Origin of the sequence: Alicyclobacillus fastidiosus, assembly GCF_026651875.1 — a bacterium.
Classification (GTDB): Bacteria; Bacillota; Bacilli; order Alicyclobacillales; family Alicyclobacillaceae; genus Alicyclobacillus; species Alicyclobacillus fastidiosus.
Window position 1 is genome coordinate 2132461 of sequence record NZ_CP104067.1, and the last position, 16498, is coordinate 2148958.

General features: G+C 56.8%; 17 protein-coding genes. 16 read left to right on the forward strand and 1 reads right to left on the reverse strand.

Going from position 1 to position 16498, the window contains the following annotated elements:
* Window positions 1-25: 25 nt before the first annotated feature.
* From dnaK to deoC, 6 genes are all read left to right on the forward strand, one after another.
* Window positions 26-1858 carry a molecular chaperone DnaK gene (gene dnaK / locus NZD89_RS10570; protein WP_268007688.1) on the forward strand — a complete coding sequence of 611 codons (1833 nt, stop codon included), beginning with the start codon at window positions 26-28 and terminating at the stop codon, window positions 1856-1858.
* Window positions 1859-1985: 127 nt separating this feature from the next.
* Window positions 1986-3122, forward strand: coding sequence for a molecular chaperone DnaJ (dnaJ, locus tag NZD89_RS10575; protein WP_268007689.1), 1137 nt, complete (start codon window positions 1986-1988; stop codon window positions 3120-3122).
* A 124-nt stretch (window positions 3123-3246) separates the two neighbouring features.
* The gene (prmA, locus tag NZD89_RS10580; protein ID WP_268007691.1) at window positions 3247-4197 is read left to right on the forward strand and encodes a 50S ribosomal protein L11 methyltransferase; all 951 of its coding nucleotides are present in this window, start codon (window positions 3247-3249) and stop codon (window positions 4195-4197) included.
* The gene (locus NZD89_RS10585; RefSeq protein WP_268007692.1) at window positions 4143-4955 is read left to right on the forward strand and encodes an RsmE family RNA methyltransferase; all 813 of its coding nucleotides are present in this window, start codon (window positions 4143-4145) and stop codon (window positions 4953-4955) included. Before prmA ends, NZD89_RS10585 begins: the two co-directional genes overlap by 55 nt.
* A gap of 5 nt (window positions 4956-4960) precedes the next feature.
* Window positions 4961-6373 (forward strand): tRNA (N(6)-L-threonylcarbamoyladenosine(37)-C(2))-methylthiotransferase MtaB, encoded by a 1413-nt coding sequence (mtaB, locus tag NZD89_RS10590; RefSeq protein WP_268007693.1) that lies wholly within the window; start codon window positions 4961-4963, stop codon window positions 6371-6373.
* Complete coding sequence (gene deoC, locus NZD89_RS10595; RefSeq protein WP_268007694.1) at window positions 6370-7650, forward strand: deoxyribose-phosphate aldolase; 1281 nt, start codon at window positions 6370-6372, stop codon at window positions 7648-7650. Before mtaB ends, deoC begins: the two co-directional genes overlap by 4 nt.
* Here the strand turns inward: deoC and NZD89_RS10600 are convergent.
* On the reverse strand, window positions 7627-8562 hold the full coding sequence (locus NZD89_RS10600) for a Na/Pi cotransporter family protein (RefSeq protein WP_268007695.1): 936 nt from the start codon (window positions 8560-8562) through the stop codon (window positions 7627-7629). The two genes, deoC and NZD89_RS10600, sit on opposite strands and share 24 nt — an antisense overlap.
* 155 nt (window positions 8563-8717) lie before the next feature.
* Between NZD89_RS10600 and rpsU the strand changes: the two genes are divergently transcribed.
* The 10 genes from rpsU to NZD89_RS10650 all read left to right on the forward strand — a co-directional run bounded on the left by rpsU (window position 8718) and on the right by NZD89_RS10650 (window position 16488).
* Window positions 8718-8900, forward strand: a complete 183-nt coding sequence (rpsU, locus tag NZD89_RS10605) for a 30S ribosomal protein S21 (RefSeq protein WP_268007696.1) — start codon at window positions 8718-8720, stop codon at window positions 8898-8900.
* 27 nt (window positions 8901-8927) lie between these two features.
* Complete coding sequence (locus NZD89_RS10610) at window positions 8928-9371, forward strand: GatB/YqeY domain-containing protein (protein WP_268007697.1); 444 nt, start codon at window positions 8928-8930, stop codon at window positions 9369-9371.
* A gap of 124 nt (window positions 9372-9495) precedes the next feature.
* Window positions 9496-9792 (forward strand): YabP/YqfC family sporulation protein, encoded by a 297-nt coding sequence (locus NZD89_RS10615; protein ID WP_268007698.1) that lies wholly within the window; start codon window positions 9496-9498, stop codon window positions 9790-9792.
* Window positions 9789-11006: a sporulation protein YqfD gene (locus NZD89_RS10620; protein WP_268007699.1), complete on the forward strand. Its 1218-nt coding sequence runs from the start codon at window positions 9789-9791 to the stop codon at window positions 11004-11006. Before NZD89_RS10615 ends, NZD89_RS10620 begins: the two co-directional genes overlap by 4 nt.
* A 91-nt stretch (window positions 11007-11097) precedes the next feature.
* On the forward strand, window positions 11098-12081 hold the full coding sequence (locus tag NZD89_RS10625) for a PhoH family protein (RefSeq protein ID WP_268007700.1): 984 nt from the start codon (window positions 11098-11100) through the stop codon (window positions 12079-12081).
* Window positions 12082-12197: 116 nt separating this feature from the next.
* A complete protein-coding gene (locus tag NZD89_RS10630) occupies window positions 12198-14318 on the forward strand; it encodes an HD family phosphohydrolase (RefSeq protein ID WP_268007701.1) in 2121 nt (706 codons plus the stop codon).
* 17 nt (window positions 14319-14335) lie between these two features.
* Window positions 14336-14785: an rRNA maturation RNase YbeY gene (gene ybeY, locus NZD89_RS10635; RefSeq protein ID WP_431308710.1), complete on the forward strand. Its 450-nt coding sequence runs from the start codon at window positions 14336-14338 to the stop codon at window positions 14783-14785.
* 24 nt (window positions 14786-14809) lie between these two features.
* Window positions 14810-15331 (forward strand): diacylglycerol kinase, encoded by a 522-nt coding sequence (locus NZD89_RS10640; protein ID WP_268007703.1) that lies wholly within the window; start codon window positions 14810-14812, stop codon window positions 15329-15331.
* Entirely contained in the window at window positions 15321-16211 is an 891-nt protein-coding gene (era, locus tag NZD89_RS10645; RefSeq protein WP_268007704.1) for a GTPase Era, read from the forward strand. Before NZD89_RS10640 ends, era begins: the two co-directional genes overlap by 11 nt.
* Before the next feature lie 124 nt (window positions 16212-16335).
* Window positions 16336-16488 carry a YqzL family protein gene (locus NZD89_RS10650; RefSeq protein ID WP_268007705.1) on the forward strand — a complete coding sequence of 51 codons (153 nt, stop codon included), beginning with the start codon at window positions 16336-16338 and terminating at the stop codon, window positions 16486-16488.
* Window positions 16489-16498: the final 10 nt, after the last annotated feature.

Sequence of the window (16498 nt, forward strand, 5' to 3'; positions counted from 1 at the left end):
CAGCGTGATCGAGGAGGAAACTTCAGTGGCAAAAGTCATTGGTATTGACCTTGGTACAACGAACTCATGCGTTTCCGTTATGGAAGGTGGGGAGCCAGTCGTCATCCCGAATGCGGAAGGCAACCGCACGACTCCATCCGTCGTCGCATTTACAAAGGACGGCGAACGTCTGGTAGGCGATGTTGCAAAGCGTCAGGCGATTACAAACCCCGACCGCACCATCATCTCTATCAAACGTCACATGGGCACGGACTACAAAGTGACGGTGGACGACAAATCGTATACGCCGCCTGAGATCTCGGCGATGATTCTCCAAAAGTTGAAAGCAGACGCAGAAGCGTATCTCGGGGAGTCGGTCACCCAAGCGGTCATCACCGTACCTGCTTACTTCAGTGACAGCCAGCGCCAAGCCACCAAGGACGCAGGTAAAATCGCCGGTCTCGACGTCCTGCGCATCGTCAACGAGCCAACCGCCGCCGCGCTGGCCTACGGTCTGGAAAAGGACGAGGACCAGACGATTCTCGTGTTCGACCTCGGCGGTGGTACGTTTGACGTATCCATCCTGGAACTCGGCGATGGCGTCTTTGAAGTCAAAGCGACGAGCGGAAATAACCACCTCGGTGGCGACGACTTCGACAATCGCATCATGCAGTACTTGATCGACACGTTCAAGAAGGACACGGGCATCGACCTCGGCAAGGACAAAATGGCGATGCAGCGCTTGAAGGATGCTGCAGAAAAAGCCAAGAAGGAATTGTCCTCGACCCTGACGACGACGATTTCACTGCCGTTTATCTCTGCAGATGCATCTGGTCCGAAGCACCTTGAAATCAATTTGACCCGCGCGAAATTCGAAGAGATCTCCGCGGATTTGATCGAAGCTACCTTGGCACCGACTCGCCAAGCCCTGCAAGATGCGGGTCTGTCGGCCAATCAGATTCACAAGGTCATTCTGGTCGGCGGTTCCACGCGGATTCCAGCCGTTCAAGATGCAATTAAGCGCCTGATTGGCAGCGATCCTTCAAAGGGCGTCAATCCGGACGAGGTCGTCGCAGTCGGCGCCGGCATTCAAGCAGGTGTCTTGACGGGTGAAGTCAAGGACGTCGTCCTGCTCGACGTCACGCCATTGTCACTTGGCATCGAGACGATGGGCGGCGTGTTCACGCGCCTCATCGACCGCAACACGACCATCCCGACCTCGAAGAGCCAAGTTTTCTCTACCGCCGCTGACAATCAGACGTCGGTCGAAATTCACGTGCTCCAGGGCGAGCGCGAAATGGCGAGCGGAAACAAGACGCTCGGCCGCTTTACCTTGTCGGACATCCCGCCAGCACCACGCGGTGTTCCGCAGATTGAGGTCTCGTTTGACATCGACGCCAACGGGATCGTCAACGTCGGTGCGAAGGACCTCGGCACAGGCAAGTCGCAGCGCATCACCATCACGGCTTCGAGCGGTCTCTCCAAGGAAGAGGTCGACCGCATGATGAAAGAGGCGCAAATGCACGCTGAGGAAGACAAGAAACGCCGCGAGCAAGTCGAAATTCGCAATGAGGCAGACCAACTTCTCTATCAGACGGAGAAGACTCTGAAAGACCTCGGTGACAAAGCCGATGCGGGCTTGAAGTCGGAGGCAGAGGAAAAGCTGGCTGCGCTTCGCCAAGCGCTCGGTGGAACCGATACGGAAGCCATCACCAAGGCGAAAGACGCGCTCACGGAAGTGCTGCACAAGTTGTCGACGAAGCTGTATGAGCAGACGGCAGCTGCACAGGGTGCAGGCGCTGATGCCGAAGGCGGCGCGAAAGCGGACGACAACGTCGTCGACGCCGATTTTACGGAAGTCGATAAGGATCAGAAGTAAGTTCTCTGCGCTCGAAACGGCGCGATGAATCCAAATGGTACGGTGGCGATGAGGCAGGGATGACGGATCCCTGCCCATCGTTGTAAGATATACAAAGTTGTCATCATGAGGAACTGGAGGGATGCCGGTGAGCAAGCGAGATTATTATGAGGTGCTCGGTGTCAGCCGGTCAGCCAGTCAGGACGAGATCAAAAAAGCCTATCGCAAGTTGGCACGTCAATATCACCCTGACGTCAACAAGGACGACCCGAGCGCGCCAGAGAAATTCGCTGAGATAGCCGAGGCGTATGATGTGCTGTCGGATGGGCAAAAGCGCTCGCGCTATGACCAGTTTGGCCATCAGGATCCGACACAAGGCGGATTTGGTGGCGGACAGGGCGCTGGCTTTGGCGATTTTGACTTTGGCGGGTTTGGCGATATTTTTGATATGTTCTTTGGCGGAAACGGCGCGCGTTCGCGTGGCCCGCAGCGCGGACAGGACCTCGAATACGAGCTCGAAGTGGATTTCGAGGACGCCGCGTTCGGGGTCGAGGAAGAGATTCAGATCCCGCGCACGGAGACCTGTTCCACCTGTGGCGGCAACGGTGCGAAGCCGGGTACGCAACCGAAAACTTGTACCGTTTGTAACGGGACGGGTGAACAGCAGACCGTTCAATCCACGCCGTTTGGCCGAATGGTCAATCGTCGCGTGTGTTCCAATTGTCACGGTCGGGGCGTCGTCATCGAACAACCTTGTCCGGATTGTCGCGGACAGGGGCGCAAGCGCGTCCGCCGCACGGTACAAATCAAAGTGCCAGCAGGTGTGGATACGGGGACGCGCCTGCGCGTTGCCGGTGCCGGGGAAGCCAGCCCGAACGGCGGGCAACCTGGGGACCTTCATATCGTCATTCGCGTTCGCCCGCACGAGATTTTCGAACGTGAAGGGACGAACGTCTACGTCGACATGCCCATCACGTTTGTCCAGGCGGCGCTCGGAGACGAAATTGAGGTGCCCACGCTCGATGGCGAAGTGAAACTGCGCATCCCCGAGGGGACGCAATCCGGCACGATGTTCCGCCTGCGCGGCAAGGGAATTCCCCGGCTGGGATCGTCGAACAGTCGCGGGGATCAGCACGTGCGCGTGCAACTGATGACGCCGACCAACCTCACGGACAGGCAAAAGGAATTGTTCCGCGACCTCGGCAAGGAGCTCGGCGTTCAGACACACGAGCAAGCGAGATCGTTTATGGAGCGAATGAAGGACGCCTTTTTGGGCAACGCCTGAGGCGAGCGGATTCGATTTTCGAGTGACAACGAGTACGGTCCACACGTTGGACCGTTTCGTTTTGTTCAGGGGAGTGTGCGCAACCCGCGAACGGGTGCGCAAAAGACTGCGTGGGAGGTTCGCTATGCATTGGTGGCAAGTACAGTTTAACGTGACGCACGAAGCTTCAGATGCGGTTGCTGGGCTGTTGCAAGAGTTCCCCGACATCCAAGGCGTACAGCTAGAAGGCATCGGCAACGTGCACGTGCCGCACCCGGAGTACGGGGAATGGTTCGACGAGATGATCGTCCCGACGGAGGGCGTGACGGTGTTTGTGTATTTTCCCGAGACGCATGAGCCCGGCGAAATTCGCTCGCGCGTCCTCGCCGTCGTGGATAAAGTATCCGAGGCGGGGCTCGACGTGGGCCATCGCGCGCGAGAGATTCGCGTGGAGTCGGTAGACGACAGTTCCTGGCTAAACGCGTGGAAGGAGCATTATCATCCGATTCCAGTCGGGGATGACCTCGTCATCGTGCCCGTATGGAGCCAACATGACCTACCACCGGAACTGCGTTCGCGAAAGCGTATTATCGTCGAACCTGGCATGGCGTTTGGCACGGGTACCCACCAGACGACACAATTGTGCACGCAGGCCTTGGCACAACTGGATTTAGGCGGTAAAGAAGTGCTCGATGTCGGAACTGGGACAGGCATCCTCGCCATCGCGGCCGCCCGCCTCGGCGCACGTCGCGTCACGGCCATCGATATCGATCCAGTCGCAGTCGACGCCGCCCGCGAGAACGTCGCCCGAAATGACCTGTCTGACCTCATCTCGGTGCAGGAGGGCAATTTGCTTGCCGGCTATCAGCAAGATGCAAAGTTCGACGTGGCCGTGGCGAACATCCTGCGCGACATCGTCATCCTGCTCCTGCCACAGGTGGCACAGCGCCTGAACGCAGGGGGGTACTTGTTGACGTCGGGGTATATCGACACACAGGCGCCAGCCGTTGAAGAGGCCTTGGCGCAAAACGGATTTGAGATTTGCGAGCGCTACCAAAGGGACGACTGGGTCGCGACGCTCGCGGTGAAGTCTTGATGCTGCCGCGCGTGTTTGTCGATGCACCAGGAGGCGCTTCGCGTGTAGTCACACTCGCAGGGGACGACGGGCATCACTTCGCCCGGGTACTTCGCGTGCAGAACGGCGAGCCATTGGTCGTGGTGACGCCAACCGGTCCGTGGCTCGGCGAGATCTCAGCCGTCGCGAAAGACGCCGTCGACGTATTCTTGAAGGAACCGTACCCTAGTGCGGAGCCCCGGTGCGAGGTCGTCGTGGTTCAAGGGCTAGCCAAAGGTGATAAGATGGAGACGATTGTGCAGAAGTGCACGGAAGTCGGAGCCTCGCTGTTCGTCCTGTACGGGGCGGACAGGTCCGTGGTGAAATTGGCTGGCAAGGTGGAGGCGAAACTCGCACGTTGGCAGAAAGTGGCGCGGGAAGCCGCCATGCAGTCGCAGCGCGACAAAGTACCTGTCATTCGCTACGAGTCAAAGCTCGCTTTGGTGTGTGAAAGCCTCATTGCCGAGGGCGTCGAACAGCTGGTCGTCCTCGACGAGGCAGAAGATGCCGTAGGCCTTACCACGGCGCTATCCAAGGTACCCGTCGAAGGGGATAGGCGAATCAAGCGCGCACTCTTCGTCGGTCCGGAAGGCGGTTGGAGCGAGGCGGAGCGCGATTATTTTGCGTCCTGTGAGAAAGCGTGTCTGGTGACGCTCGGACGGCGGATTTTGCGAACCGAGACGGCTGGAGTCGTCGGACTCGCAGTGACTCTCGCGCATTTTGGGGACATGGGAGGTTGAGACCTGTGCCGACGGTCGCGTTTCATACGCTTGGCTGCAAGGTCAACTTTTACGATACAGAAGGGATTTGGCAGGTATTTAAGCACCACGGCTACACACAAGTGCCGTTTGAGGAAACGGCCGACGTGTACGTCGTCAACACGTGTACGGTGACGGGCAGCGGAGACAAGAAGAGCCGTCAGATGATTCGCCGCGCGGTGCGGACCAATCCCGAAGCCGTCGTCGTGGTGACGGGGTGCTATGCCCAAATCGCGCCCGACGAGATCGCCCGTATCGAAGGTGTCGATCTCGTCATCGGCAACGACAAAAAATCCAAAATCGTCGAGTATGTGGAAGCGGTGCGGCGCGAACAGCACCCGTTCCTCGTCGTCGACAACATTCTCCAGACGCGGGAGTTCGAAGAACTCGACGTGCCGTTCTTCGAGGAACGAACGCGAGCCAACCTAAAGATCCAGGATGGCTGTAACAACTTCTGTACCTTTTGCATCATTCCGTGGGCACGCGGCCTCATCCGCAGCCGTGCACCCGAGAAAATCGTCACGCAGGCGACCAAACTGGCTCGAGCTGGCTACCGGGAGATCATCCTCACGGGTATCCACACAGGCGGCTACGGTGCAGATCTCGATGGCTACCGCCTCGCCCACCTGCTCAAAGATCTGGGGTGCGTCCCGGGGCTCCATCGCGTGCGCATCAGCTCGATTGAGGCGAGCGAGATCGACGACGAGTTGATTGAGGTCCTGGCGCAATCGACGCAAGTGGTCAATCACCTGCACATTCCGCTGCAGGCGGCGAGCGACCCTGTGCTCAAGAAGATGAACCGGCACTACACCGTCCGGCAGTTCGCCGACAAGCTGGCAAAGCTACGCGAGGCGTTGCCGGAGCTCGCGGTGACGAGTGACGTCATCGTGGGATTCCCAGGGGAGACCGATGAGCAGTTCGAAGAGACGTACGAGTTCGTGAAGCGCGAGCGGTTTTCCGAACTTCACGTGTTTCCGTATTCGAAGCGCAAGGGTACCCCTGCGGCGAAGTTTGCAGATCAGGTTCCGGAGGACGTCAAGCACGCCCGGGTCGAACGGCTCATCGAACTGTCAAGGCGGCTGACTGCAGAGTACGCAGCGTCGTTTGTCGGCAAAGAGATTGAAGTGATCGCGGAGCACCCGGCGCAGATGGCGGACGAGGCGACAAAGGAACAGTTGTCGCGCCACGCGCTGGCCGACAGAATCGTGGTCGGGCATGCGTCGAACTACCTAAAGGTGGCGTTTGCGGTACCCGAAGGCCGCGATTTGACGTCTGTCGTCGGCGAGGTATCCAGCGTGCGCATCGATGAGACCAGTTCCACGCTGCAGTTCGGGACGTTTGCATCGCTCGTGACGGTCCCAGAGGAGACCGAGGAGCGCTTGAGGAGGATGACATCATGAAGAGGGGCATAGAACGGGCGGCAGGCGGCATCGTCGTTCGTGGCAAGGGTGCACAGCGCGAGGTACTGATGATTGATGACGCGTACGGGCGCGTCACGTTCCCGAAGGGACACTTGGAGCTGGGTGAAAACTGGGAGGCTGCTGCCATCCGTGAAGTTTTCGAGGAGACCGGTGTGGAAACCCGCATTCTCGCGCCACTGGGCCGCGTCGAGTACCCGATCACGCGAGACGGTCGGCCCGTCCGCAAACAGGTGCGGTTTTTCCTGCTCGAAGCCATCGACAGTGATACGACGCCCAAGCATCAGGCGGAGGAAGTTCGCGCCGCCTATTTCTCCCCGCTGGCGGAGGCTGAGCAAAAGCACGCCAAAGAGGGCTATGAGAATTGGTCGTTCGTCTTTCGCAAAGCTCGGGCCGTGCTCGCCTGGATGGATGGCGGCCTCGAGAAACGCTGGAGGCAGATTTCCAACGACGCCAGCCCGGAGGAGCTTCGTGAGGTGTGGCTGTCCGCGCGCCCGGTCGTGGAAGAACTGATTGCGGCCTGTCGGGATGAGTTGTTAACGACGATGCCGGAGCTCACGCTGCCGCCGTCGCAACCGGTCGAACTGCCGCGCAAGGCAGTCGGGGTCGAGGACGTGCGCGCCGCCGTCGAGCACACGCTGTTGAAGCCGGAAGCGTCCGTCGTGGACATCGAGAACCTGTGTCGAGAAGCGAGTGATCACCGCTTTCCTTTGGTCTGTATCAACCCACAGCACGTAGGCTACGCCGCAGCGTTGCTTGCGGAGAGCGAGACCGACGTGTGTACGGTGATTGGGTTCCCGCTGGGCGCGACATCTCCGGAAGGACTCGCGTCAGAGGTCGTCGAGATGGCGGCGAAGGGCGCTCGGGAGATCGACATGGTGATTCCGGTGGGATCGATGGTGGAGGACGACGTCTGGACTGTCTACCAACACGTGGCACGTGTCGTTCGCACGGCGCAGTCCTTGCACCCGCGACCAGAGATAAAGGTGATTCTCGAGACCAGCGCATTGACGTTTGACCAGGTCATCAAGAGCGCGCTCGTCTCCATCGCGGCTGGCGCCGATTACATCAAGACCTCCACAGGGTTTCACAAGGGCGGGGCAGTCGTCGCCGACGTCAGCGCCATGGCGATCATCGCTGGAACCATCGGCAAGGTCAAGGCGTCGGGCGGCGTGCGCACGCAGGCTGCGGCCATCAATATGCTGTCCTATGGCGCAAGCCGTCTGGGTACCAGTTCAGGCGTGAAGCTCGTCCGGTAAAAGGCGTTCGATCATCGTGGCGAATTGGCGCGTAAACGGCCAAACCAAGAGGGTACAGACGATATTGAACACGGTGTGGGCGTTGGCGATGAGCTGCGCCGGCTGTGCGCTGAGCAAACCGACGGCGGTTGTAAAGGGGCCGATAAACGGAAGAAAGGCGAGCGCGCCAAGGACGTTTAAGATCACGTGGGCGAGCGCTACTTGTTGAGCCTGCCGGGATTCGCCGATGGCCGCGATGACGGAGGTTAGGCAGGTGCCGACGTTGGCGCCAAGGACGATGGCAACCGCCCCTGTCATCGGGATGAGGCCGGCGCTGGCCATGGTCATCGTGAGGATGGTGATGGCCGTCGACGACTGCACGATGGCACTCGTGATGCATCCCACGACCATCGCCAGGACGATGCGTCCACCGGCGATCGCGAGGGCGTGTGTGAACCACGCACTGGTCGTCAGTGGGTGGAGGGACACCTTGAGCGCTTGGAGCGCGATGAAGATGCACGCAAAGCCGATGAGCGCCTCGCCAGGACGTCGCAGGGACGGCCTGCGCGTGAGCACGGCAACCGTGCCAAGGCCAAGGCTTGGCAGGACAATCGCCCAGAGGTTTAAATTCAACATCTGCGGCGTAATGGTCGATCCGACGTTGGCCCCGAGAATGAGGCCAAGTCCGCTTCGAAACGTGAGGCTTTTGCCGGCGACGAGTCCCACGGTGATGGCGGTGAGTGCGGCACTGCTCTGCAGGATGGCCGTCGTCGCCGTACCAGTCAGGATGCCGCGCGTGGGCGTCTTGGCCAGCCGCTCGATAAAGCGGGCGAGTCGCCCCTCGGCCATTCCCTCAAGGCCGCGGCGCATCACTTTCAAACCGCCGATAAACGCCACGAGAGACAGCGCTACGGCCAGTACGTTTGCCCACATTTCGCTTCCCTCCCATCCGCTTTGATGCTATGCGGACGAGCTCAGATTGATGACCGTCGGGGGAATTTTTGAAGTGTTTCTCAGATGGATGTTTGACTAGTTTTTTTTCACTGTACTATAATACTTTTGATGCATCATTGGAGGGAGGGAATAGGATGTCGGAAATCCGGTTACGCAAGAATGAATCACTGGACAGCGCACTTCGTCGGTTTAAGAAACAGACGGCGAAGGACGGGGTGCTGGCCGAGGCTCGCAAGCGTTCGCACTACGAAAAGCCTAGTGTTGCGCGCAAGAAGAAAGCGGAAGCAGCTCGCAAAAACAAGCGTCGCGGCTTCTAATTTCGCGACCTGCAGGAGGACCTTGTCGTGGAATTGCTTGAACGTCTGAATCAAGATTTGAAACAGGCGATGAAGGACAAGAATAAAGTTCGCTTGTCCGTTATTCGGATGGTAAAATCCGCTACGAAGAACCGGGAGATTGAGCTCGGGCATCCTCTTTCTGAAGAAGACGTCCTGTCCGTCGTTCAGAAGGAGTTGAAGCAACGCAAAGATTCCCTCCAAGCGTTCCAAGATGCGAATCGAACGGATTTAGCTGAAACCGTCGAGCAAGAAATCCTGGTCCTACAAGATTACCTGCCAGAGCAACTGGACGAACAAGCACTGCGCGACATCGTGACCCAGGTCATCGAGCAAGTAGGCGCTAAGTCGAAAGCGGATATGGGAAAAGTCATGGGTCAACTGATGCCGCTCGTGCGTGGGCGTGCAGACGGCAAGGCGGTTCAACTCGTGGTCCAGTCTCTGCTGTCATAATTTCAACTGAATCGATGAATGGACAAACCGTCGCGACATGCGGCGGTTTTTTAATTTGTCCGGACAGATGGTGTACTAGCTCACCCATCGCCCTCATAGGCATGACACTATGGGGGGAGTGGCCATGCCTGGATGGAAATCACGCCTGAAACAATCTGCGACAGAGATGCTGAAATTGCCGCCTGACGCGCTCCTGGATGTGTCCCGCGTCACTTGCGTGGACGGCAAGAATGTGGTGGTGGAAAACGCTCGACGGCTGTTGAAGGTCGAATCGGAGGAAGTCACACTCGATCTCGGCGATCACATCCTCGCCCTCCACGGCCACGATTTTGAGATCATTCTCGTCACGGATAGAGAGGTTCACGTCACGGGGCAAGTGACGAGGTTGGAATATATCGCACACGGACGGGATGTTCCATGAAATACTCACGAATGACGTACGCACTATATGGAGAAGTCACCCTGCGGTTGCGGGGGCGTGACGTGAGTGGTTGTATTGTTCAATTGCAGCAACGCGGGATTCCCCTGCGCTCGGTGCGCGTCCACCGCGATTCAGGGCAGTGTCGCATTTGTCTCAAGGATTTTGACGACGTGTACAGCATCTGCCGCGCGCACCACGTTCGGTTTCGCATTGAACATCGCCAAGGCATTCCGTTTTGGAAAAAACGTGTGTGGCACAGGAAGATGTTCGCACTCGGAGCGCTCCTGTTCGTGTGCATCATCTATGGGATGTCTTCCATCATCTGGAGGGTGGATGTGCTCGGTGTCGAGGACCAGGATGGCGTGGCGCAAATTCGAGATGCGGCCAAGTCGGTGGGATTGTACGTGGGGCAACAGCGGTCCAAACTGGGTGACCCATTTGTATTGCAAGAGAAAATCCTCGCCAAGGCATCTGACTTCGTTTGGGTGGGGCTTCGAACAAGTGGATCGGTGGCGACGATTCAAGCGCTTCAGAAGGTCGAGGGTACCAAGCAATCCTCGAATACCCCTCACGATATCGTCGCGACTGAGCCGGCCGTGATTAGAAGTGTCGCGGCGACTCGCGGGCGGGTGCTGGTCAAGGCCAATCAGTACGTTTACCCTGGGCAGGTACTGATTTCAGGTACATTGGCCGAGGGACAGAAGAGCGTGCCCGCCAGTGGAGACGTTCTCGCCGAGGTTTGGTATACGTCCAAGCTGAGCGTGCCCCTCAAAGTTATAAAGAGTGGGCTGACTGGTGAATCTGTTACACGTGATTACCTTTTGCTTGGCAATTGGCGCGTTCGCGTTTGGGGATTTAAGGAGCCTCATTTTACGGCGTCGTATGAGCGAGACAGCACGACTGAGTGGAGCATTCATCGCCTTCTCCTGCCTGTGCAGTTGCAGCACGTTCAGTTGTACGAGGCCACGCAGTCGGCTGAGCAGCAGTCGCTGCAAGCCGCGAAGCAAAAGGCCTTACAACTCGCGTCTGCCGATGTGCAGACGCAAGTGAAAAGCGACGCGACCGTATTAGGTCAATCTGTTTTACACGAGCAAGTTTCACATGGTACTCTATACGAGACAGTGCTGACACGCGTGGAACAAAACATCGGTGTCGCTGCCGCGATTCCCGCACCAAAGGAACCAGCGGGCCAAACTGGGGGAAGCCAAGGCTAGTTGAGGCGATGACTTCAGTCGTTTCATCTTTGCCTCCCGGTGCGTCACGCTCGACGAGATTCATAAACATCACTTGGGAGATGGTTTTTGGTTGACGGATAACCAAACGGTTCGTAAGTGGGTTTTCGCGACGAACGAGGAGGCAGTTCGCGTCCTCGGTCCAAATGATACACTTCTCTCACGTCTAGACCAGTCGTTTTCAGCAAAGGTGACGATGCGCGGCACGGAAGTGGTTTTCACGGGCGAAGAAGCCGAGGTTCTGTTGATGTATGGCGTCGTGAGTACACTCACGGCATTAGCCAAACACGGGATTCAACTGGGCGATGGCGATTACCGCTACGTCATTCAAATGGCCAAGTCGGGTGACCTCGAGAGCGTCATCGACATTTACACGACGGAAATCGGAGTGACGTATAAAGGCAAGGCTATTCGCGTCAAAACTTTGGGCCAACGCCATTACGTGAACGCCATTGGTCACAACGACATCGTCTTCGGCGTGGGGCCTGCAGGTACCGGGAAGACGTACCTTGCAGTCGCCATGGCTGTCATGGCGCTCAAGCGCGGGGAAGTCAAGCGCATCGTGCTGACGCGACCGGCGGTCGAGGCGGGTGAGAAACTCGGATTTTTGCCAGGGGATTTGCAGGAGAAGGTCGACCCGTACTTGCGCCCCCTGTACGACGCGTTATACGACATCTACGGGCTGGAGCAGGTCCAGCGTGCGTTGGAACGCGGCAACATCGAAATCGCTCCTCTCGCATATATGCGCGGGCGGACGCTGGATGACAGTTACGTGATTTTGGACGAGGCTCAAAATACCACGGCGGAGCAGATGAAGATGTTTCTGACCCGACTTGGATTTCACTCGAAAATGGTCATCACGGGTGACGTTACGCAGATTGACTTGCCCACCGGCAAGACGTCGGGCCTCATTCACGCCCACAAAGTGCTGAAAGAGGTGGCAGGGATTCATTTTCATATGTTTTCCGCGTCGGATGTCGTCCGCCACCATCTTGTTCAAAAGATCATTGACGCATATAGCTTAGCTGACGAGAGAGGGCCGTCCGCGATTGTCTGACAATCTGCGGACGGCTGCTTTCCATCATGCGTGGCCCGCCGACGCGCTTCACCCCGTGCGGCCCGTCGCAGTGAGATTCGGTATATGCTTCATGGAAATTTAAGGGAGAATGGATCATGGTCTTTTCGCGATGGGGACAAACCATCCGTGAGTATTTAGATGACGCTAGATTTCGCGAGAACAATCGAATCCGGCTGATCATCTATCTTGCTTTAGGCGTTGTCATGTTCGCGATTCTTGTTGGCAGTATCCTGCCTCCACGGTATCATTTTACAATTGGTCAAACGAGTCCTGTCACCATTCTGTCGCCTATCACGACGGTGGATACTGCCGCCACACAGGCGGCAAAACAGGCGGCTGAACAAAAGGTTCCCAAGCAGTATGAGCAGTCGACACAAGTGGAGACAGACGCGGTAAATCAGGTCGATACCTTTTTTGCAACTGCGGCGCAGGTGGTGTCCAACAAGTCGATGCCTTCGTCGCAAAAGCTCGACACCCTCTCTAGCGCGGCGCCCAAGGGCGTGTCACAACCGACTCTGCAGGCGCTCTTGACCGAGTCGCCGGCGCAGATAAGCGCCCTGCAAAAGGACGCCGACCGCATTGTCAATGACCTGTTAGGCGCGCCCTTCTATCAGGAGTCGATGCAGCAGGCAGGACTGTTGGTGGATAGACAGCTGCTCAACAATTTCGATCTCGACCAAGCCTCTCGACTCATCGTACAAAACGTAGTTGTCAGCGTACTGAAGCCGAACATGGTTTACCAAGCGGATGCGACAGAGCGGGCTCGGCAGCAGGCGGCAGCGACGGTGCCAGACGTCATGATTCACCAGGGGGATTTGATTGTCTCGAAGTACGGCATTATCACCGCGAGTGTCCTCAGTCGACTGCAGGATGTGGGCGTCTACGCGCAGCATCCGAACTATGGTGTGGCCGTCGGCTTTGCGGCGTTTATCGCGCTCTCGATAGGCCTGCTCGCCGCGTACGTAGAGCGCAGATCACCGCGCAGGCGCTTGGATAACCTCATGTTGATCATCCTTGGCTTGGTGTTCGTCCTCATGTCGATTCTCATCGTGCTGACGAAATGGGTGGCTAACACGGCGGGTACGACGTCTGTCGCGTACGTCTTGCCGATTTCTCTCGGTGCGATGCTCATCACCGTGATGATGGATTCGTCTTTGGCGGTCGTCGCTTCGTTCTATTTCTCGTTTCTGCTTGGCGCGTCGCTCAGTTTTAATTACGACTTTGTGTTTTATGGGTTTGTGGCCTCTCTGGTTGGTGCGTACAGCGTGGCGAAAGTGACGAGCCGAGGCACGTTTATGCGCGCAGGTTTCTTTGTGTCCTTGATGAATGTGGGGGCGGTCATCACCCTGCACTTACTGCAGACGAACCATAACGAAGATTTTCACTCGTTCTCATTACATATCGGCCTAGCCGCGTTAAACGGAATCATTGCAGCGATTCTCGCGATGGGGGTCCTGCCGTTCTTCGAAACGGCCTTCGGCCTGTTGACACCGATTCGGCTGCTCGAACTTTCCAATCCAAACAACCCTTTGCTGAGGCAGGTTCTGATGGAAGCGCCTGGAACGTATCACCACAGTCTCATCGTCGGGAACCTGGCGGAGGCGGCGGCCGAAATCGTCGGAGCGGATCCGCTCCTGTGTCGGGTCGGAGCTTATTATCACGATGTGGGGAAGACCAAGCGACCGGCCTTCTTCGTGGAAAACCAGATGACGAAAGAGAATCCGCATGATAAAATCGCCCCGAGTTTGAGTCATCTGATCATCACGTCGCACGTGAGCGACGGGCTCGAGATGCAGAAGAAAGCTGGATTGCCAAAGCCGATTCAGGATATCTGTGCGACGCACCACGGCACGACAATCCTGTGGTACTTCTTCAACAAGGCGAAGGAACTGGATAAGAACGGAACGGTTAAGGTGGATGATTTTCGCTATCCAGGGCCGAAACCGAAAACGCGGGAATGCGCCATTCTCATGATCTGCGACGCCGTGGAAGCAGCGGTTCGCAGCATGGCCCGACCGACGCCGAATCGGGTGGAAGGCGTGATTCGAAAAATCATTCGGGACCGGTTACAGGACGGTCAACTAGACGAATGTGATTTGACATTGCAAGACCTCGATGTCATGATTGCCGCCTTTATGAAGACACTAAAAGGTGTTTATCATTCACGCATCGAGTACCCTGACATCGATAAACTTCGGAAGGAAGTCGCGAAATGAGTGCCGAGCGTTTAGACGTGGCGATTGATGCCCATGTCGATTGGCCTTTAGTTGGAACAGACATGGAACCTTTTACGTTAAAAATTTTAGAAGCCGCTGCACACCGATTGGATGTTACCGGAGAGGTATCCGTTCTCTACGTGGACGACAAGGAAATCCACGAACTGAATCGCACCTATCGCGATGTAGACAGGCCAACCGACGTCCTCTCGTTTGCCATGACTGAGGGCGAGGACGACTTTCCGAACTTTGACGCTCCGACAATGCTTGGAGATATCGTCATCAGTGTGGACAAGGCGCGAGAACAAGCGGCTGAGTACAATCATTCACTCGAGCGCGAAATGGCCTTTTTGTTGGTGCACGGCTTTCTGCATCTCAATGGGTACGACCACCAGGATGACGCAGGGGAACGCGAAATGTTCGGGCTACAGGACGAGATCTTAGGTACTCTAGGGATAACTCGGTAACATTAGGCTAATGAGGCGAGCCCTATGCGTGACACATCGGAATATAAGGCCAGTTCTTTTCGAAAGTCGCTCACTTTTGCGTTTCACGGGATTGTTTACGCATTTCATTCGGAAAAGAACATGCGCCGACATTTTTGGCTGTTCAATGCCCTCGCGGCTGTGGAATTGGTCCTTCGGCCGCCATTGACGGCAGTGGTCGTCAGTTTGTTTGTGGCCGCGTGTATGTTTAGCGCTGAACTGTTTAATACCGCGATCGAACTGGCGGTTGATGTATCTGTGGAGTGGAAGCACCATCCGATTGCAGGCGTCGCGAAAGACGTTGCGGCCGGGGCGACTTCCATGTTGGCGTTCGGGAGCCTGTTCGTCGCGATATGGGTGATGGCGATGGCGGCCCCACTGCGCTTTCGGCTGTTCTCCACGGTCCACCTAGGGGCGACGTGGCTGCTCATCGCCGCCGCCGTGGCCATGTGGATCTTGCGCTACTGGCCGATACATCGATTTCCGGTCGATCACGTACCAGAAAAGGAGACGCAAGATGGGGTATAAGTCGGGCTTTGTAGCCATCATCGGTCGACCCAACGTAGGGAAATCGACCTTATTGAACGCCATGATCGGTCAAAAAATCGCCATCATGTCGAAGCGCGCGCAAACCACGCGCAACCGGATTCGCGGCGTCCGTACGACGGACGCGTCGCAAACGATTTTCATCGACACGCCGGGCATTCATACACCACATCACAGGCTCGGCGAGTACATGGTTGAAGTGGCGACTCAGACGCTTCAAGAGGTCGATCTCGTCCTGTTCGTCGTCGATGCCACCACGGGGCTACATCCGGCGGAACGGGAGATCGTCAAACGGTTTGAATCGGTTCGTACGCCGATTTTCCTCGTGCTGAACAAGGTGGATGCCGTTGAAAAGCCGTTGTTGCTAGAGCACATCGAAGCATACCAGAACATCCATTCGTTTGACGAATACATACCAATTTCCGCGCTCAAGCTCGAGCAAACGGAGACGCTCGCCAAGTTGATTGAAGAGCGGCTGCCAGACGGTCCGAAGTTTTACCCTGACGATATGGTCACGGACTACCCAGAACAGTTTATCATCGCCGAGATCATCCGCGAAAAAGTGCTGATGTTGACGCAGGAAGAGGTCCCCCACGCGGTGATGGTCGACATCGAGCAAATGGAGCGTCGAAATCAGGATACGCTCTACGTGAATGCGGTGATCTACACGGAACGAGACAGTCAAAAGGGCATTCTCATCGGCAAACAGGGTCAGATGCTCAAGCGCGTAGGCGAGATGTCCCGCAGGGAACTGGAGGGACTGCTCGGCTCAAAGATCTATTTGGAGCTTTGGGTCAAAGTGAAAAAGGATTGGCGCAATCGCCCGACGCTTCTGCGCCAGTTTGGATTTAACAACGAGTAACCCGTTCTCGTTATTCCTGAAAGTTGTTACCATCCTCTCCATTCGCATAGCCGCTGCGTGGTGCGGAAGAATATAGCCAAGTTCATAGATGCAACGCATACGCCCTTAAAGGAGACGATTTGAGTTGCGGGATTATACTTGGCAAATGTTCGAATTGACTGGTGAAATCGATGCTTATCTATTGTATCGAGCGGCGGATAGTTTTAGTCCAGAAATACAAACTGATGCATTGGACGAGGCGACCGCCGACGAGTCTGAGGCGACCTTGCCGCAGTGAGATTATTTGC

What these genes read in the sequence shown, in the direction of transcription:
- prmA (WP_268007691.1), top strand. Translation starts at nt 3,247, where the DNA reads ATGCATTGGTGGCAAGTACAGTTTAACGTGACGCACGAAGCTTCAGAT.
- deoC (WP_268007694.1), top strand. Translation starts at nt 6,370, where the DNA reads ATGAAGAGGGGCATAGAACGGGCGGCAGGCGGCATCGTCGTTCGTGGC.
- NZD89_RS10600 (WP_268007695.1), bottom strand. Translation starts at nt 8,562, where the DNA reads ATGTGGGCAAACGTACTGGCCGTAGCGCTGTCTCTCGTGGCGTTTATC.
- rpsU (WP_268007696.1), top strand. Translation starts at nt 8,718, where the DNA reads ATGTCGGAAATCCGGTTACGCAAGAATGAATCACTGGACAGCGCACTT.
- NZD89_RS10615 (WP_268007698.1), top strand. Translation starts at nt 9,496, where the DNA reads ATGCCTGGATGGAAATCACGCCTGAAACAATCTGCGACAGAGATGCTG.
- NZD89_RS10620 (WP_268007699.1), top strand. Translation starts at nt 9,789, where the DNA reads ATGAAATACTCACGAATGACGTACGCACTATATGGAGAAGTCACCCTG.
- NZD89_RS10630 (WP_268007701.1), top strand. Translation starts at nt 12,198, where the DNA reads ATGGTCTTTTCGCGATGGGGACAAACCATCCGTGAGTATTTAGATGAC.
- NZD89_RS10640 (WP_268007703.1), top strand. Translation starts at nt 14,810, where the DNA reads ATGCGTGACACATCGGAATATAAGGCCAGTTCTTTTCGAAAGTCGCTC.
- era (WP_268007704.1), top strand. Translation starts at nt 15,321, where the DNA reads ATGGGGTATAAGTCGGGCTTTGTAGCCATCATCGGTCGACCCAACGTA.